General features: G+C 70.7%; 1 protein-coding gene. It reads right to left on the bottom strand.

Features of this window, described 5'->3' with window-relative positions; all coding sequences use genetic code 11:
- Positions 1–2: 2 nt before the first annotated feature.
- Entirely contained in the window at positions 3–3,602 is a 3,600-nt protein-coding gene (gene putP / locus H4N64_RS43835; RefSeq protein WP_186288213.1) for a sodium/proline symporter PutP, read from the bottom strand.
- Positions 3,603–4,153 lie beyond the last annotated feature (551 nt).

Below are 4,153 nucleotides of genomic sequence, written 5' to 3'. Positions count from 1 at the left end.
GCTTATTCGACCGTTTCGGCGGCGAGCCGCTCGGCGGGGATGACCTGCTCCGTCCAGATGGTCTTGCCGGTCGTCGTGTAGCGGGTGCCCCAGCGCTGAGCGAGCTGGGCCACGATCAGCAGGCCCCTCCCCCCTTCGTCGGTGGTTCGGGCGTGGCGCAGGCGCGGAGACGTGTTGCTGGCGTCGGAGACCTCGCAGATCAGGCCGCGGTCCCGGATGAGGCGGAGCCGGACCGGTCCGGACGCGTGGCGGATGGCGTTGGTGACCAGTTCGCTGACGATCAGTTCCGTGGTGAACGACAGTTCGTCCAGGCCCCACTCGGCCAGTTGCCGGCCGGCGGCGGCGCGGGCCTGAGAAACGGCGGCCGGGACGGTCGGCAGGTCCCAGGAGGTGACCCGGTCCGGGGCGAGGACGTGGGTGCGGGCGAGGAGCAGGGCCGCGTCGTCGGAGGGGGGACCGGTCAGCAGGGCGTCGACGGTCTTGCGGCCGATCTCCTCCAACGTCGGTTCGGGCACCGTGAGCTCGTCGCCGAGGCGGGACAGGCCGACGTCGATGTCCCGGTCGAAGCTCTCGATGAGGCCGTCGGTGTAGAGGGCGATGAGGCTGCCCTCGGCCAGCTCCAGTTCGACGGACTCGAAGGGGAGGTAGCCGAGGCCGAGGGGCGGTCCGGCGGGCAGGTCCAGGGTGTCGGCGCGGCCGTCGGGGCCGACGATCACGGGCGGGAGGTGTCCGGCCCGAGCCAGCGTGCACCGTCGGCTGACCGGGTCGTACACGGCGTACAGGCAGGTGGCTCCCAGGAACGCGGCGCTCACGGTCTCGTCCCCGGCACCCGCCGCCCCGTCGCCGTCGTGCGCCCCGATGAGGCCGATGACCAGGTCGTCGAGGTGGGCCAGCAGTTCGTCGGGGGGAAGGTCGAGGTTGGCGAGGGTGCGGACCGCGATGCGCAGGCGCCCCATGGTCGTCGCCGCGTTCATGCCGTGGCCGACGACGTCCCCGATGACGAGGGCGACCCGGGCTCCGGAGAGGGGGATCACGTCGAACCAGTCGCCGCCCACACCGCTGGGGGCGTCCGCCGGGAAGTACCAGGACGCCACCTCCAGGGCGGAGCCTCCCGTCAGCTTCTGCGGGAGCAGCGAACGCTGCATGGAGCGGGCTGCGGTGCGCTCGCGGGTGAAGCGGCGCGCGTTGTCGACGCACACCGCCGCGCGGGAGACGATCTCCTCGGCGAGGCGTATATCGTCCTCCTCGAAGGGGCCCGCGCGCCGGGACCGGGCGAACGTCGCCACGCCCAGGGTGACGCCGCGGGCCCGCACGGGGACCACCATCAGCGAACGGAAGCCGGCCGCGCGGACGGCGTCGCCCAGGGAGTGGTCACCGGTCACCCAGGCGCTGGTGGCGGGGTCGAGGGTGCGTTCCACCAGGGTCCTGCTCTCCAGCAGGCAGCGGGTCACAGGCGACGAGGGGGCGCGCTGTACCGTTTCTCCGACGGCAAGGGTCTCCTCCGGGGGGACCTCGCGTACCGACTGCTGGCCCGCGCGGCGGATGACGGGGGTCATGCCGACCGGTCCGGGGGCCGGTTCCTCCCCCCTCATGACCGTGTCGAGCAGGTCGACGGCGACGAAGTCGGCGAGGGACGGCACGGCCTCGTCGGCCAGTTCCTGCGCGGTCCGCGTGATATCCAGCGTGCTGCCGATGCGGGCACCGGCGTCGTTCAGCAGGGCGAGGCGTTCCTGCGCCCGCCAGCGTTCGGTGACATCGATGATCATGTACCAGATGCCCACCTGCCGGCCCTGGCGGTCCTTCATGGCGAAGAAGGACGCGGAGTACGCCCGCTCCCGGTGGGGGTCGGCGCGGCTGGTGCCGCGGAACTCGTGGTCCATCACCGGGCGCCCAGTCCTGAGAACTGTCCGCATCCGCTCCTCGAACGCCTCCGCGTCCGGTTTGGGCAGAACCTCCCTCACCTCCCGCCCCAGCCGCTGCGCGAGCGGGACCATGCGGTCCAGCGGCTCGTTCACCCAGACGTAGCGCAGGTCCGTGTCCAGGACGGCGATGCCGACCGGTGCGTGCGTGAGGAACGGCGTCATCAGCATCAGCTGGTTCACCCGGCCGCCCGGCATCCGCCAGAAGGCCTGTTTCGGTGGCCGGCCGACGAACATGCCGAAGAGCAGTGCGGCGAGTGCGGCGACCAGCACACCCGGGACCATCTCGTAGACGCCCGACTCCAGCGGCCCGAGCAGGGGATTGATCCTCTTCCACAGAAGGACCGTGACCGCTCCCGAGACGATCCCGGCCATGGCTCCCGCCCAGGTCATGCGGGGCCAGTACAGCGAGAGCAGGACGACCGGGCCGAAGGCCGCTCCGAAGCCCGCCCAGGCGTAGGCGACGATGCTCAGCAGCCCGTCGGCTCTCAGGGCGATCACGTAGGCGATCAGGATCACCACGACTACGGCGCCGCGGCCCACCCACACCAGCGTCTTGTCCGTGGCGCGGCGGTTGAGGAGCGCGCGGTAGAAGTCCTCCGTGAGGGCCACGGACGACACCAGGAGCTGGCTGTCCGCGGTCGACATGATCGCGGCCAGTACGGCGATCAGCATCACCCCGGCGATCCAGGGGTTGAGCAGGGTCTGGCTCAGGACGATGTACACCGTGTCCGGGTCGGGGAGCGGCGTGCCGAGCCGCCCGATCCCGACGAGGCCGACGAGCGTGGCGCCGCCGAGCACGACGACAACCCAGACCGTTCCGATACGGCGGGCCGCGGGGATGGCGCGGATGCTGCGGATGCCCATGAAGCGGGCCAGGATGTGCGGCTGACCGAAGTAGCCGAGGCCCCAGGCGAGCAGCGAGACGATCGCGACGGCGCCGAGTGACCCGCCTGCCGACCACCGGCCGTCCTCGTAGTGGACCTCGGCACCCATGTCCAGCAGTCCCGGTGCCTTGGCGTCGAGGGCGTCGCCCAGTGCCCCGAAGCCGCCGAGCGCCGCGACACCGGTCAGCGGGAGCACGAGCAGGGCCAGGAACATCAGCGTGCCCTGCAGCACGTGCGTCATGCTCACGGCGAGGAAGCCGCCCAGGCACGAGTAGATCACGATCACCAGGGCGGTCAGGGTCACCCCGAGCCCGAAGCGGATGTCGAAGACGTTCTCGAACAGCAGCCCGCCGGCCACGAGGCCGCTGGCGACATAGACGGTGAAGAACACCAGCGTGACCGCGGCCGAGGCCATCCTGAGCACCCGGGTGCGGTCCTCGAACCGCTGCTCCAGATACGCCGACAGGCTCACGGCGTTGCCGGCCCGCTCGGTGTAGGTGCGCAGCCTCGGCGCGACGAACAGCCAGTTGAGGTAGGTGCCGACCACCAGTCCGACAGCGATCCAGCTGGCGCCGACGCCAGCCGCGTACACCGCTCCGGGAAACGCGAGGAACAACCAGCCGGACATGTCACTGGCCCCTGCGGACAGGGCGGCGACGAGCGCGCTGAGCCTGCGGCCCCCCAGGGCGAAGTCGGCGAACGTATGCGTGCGGCCGAACGCCCAGACGCCCATTCCGATCATGGCGGCCACATACACCAGGAACGTGGCCACGATCGGCGCGCTCAAGTCGAACATATGTCCTCGCCTGCGAGGCTCATGCGCCGGCGCGGCTGTCGGCGCGCTTGGCAACTGTGTGCCCGGCGGTACAAATCTACAGATTCAGGTTGTCAGGGGGCGACTCGTCGGATGTGCTGATCGGAAGCGGCGGCGGGACGAAGGGGCTCTCACAGCCCGCTGCCGCAGCGGCCGGGTCCTCCACGCCCCCGACGCGACGTCGAGATCTCACGCCGTCGGCTCTCCCCGCACCGGCACGGGCCACGGTGGGATGTTTGCCTTGAGTGACTGTCGCGGCGTTGGCCATTCGCGGAGCCCGTCGCACAGGAGCCAGTCATCCTCATCGTCGTGGATCACCATCGGGGCCGGAAAATCGAGTGGGAAACAGCGAGGAATCACGGGGAGGACGGCGGAGGCCACGCGGGCCCGCGAACCGTCCTTCCCCCAGGTCAGCGCCACGATCAGGCCTAGATCCACTCAGCTTCCCAAGATGATGGCCGCCTTCGGCCAAGGGATCGAACACCGATGCCTACCCTGCTGCACACGCATGTCACCCGGCCGGGGGCCCTACG

The sequence above is a fragment of the Streptomyces cupreus genome (assembly GCF_014257025.1).
GTDB lineage: Bacteria > Actinomycetota > Actinomycetes > Streptomycetales > Streptomycetaceae > Streptomyces > Streptomyces cupreus.
Note: the sequence above shows the minus strand (reverse complement) of the source record. Positions and strands in the feature narration are given on the sequence as shown.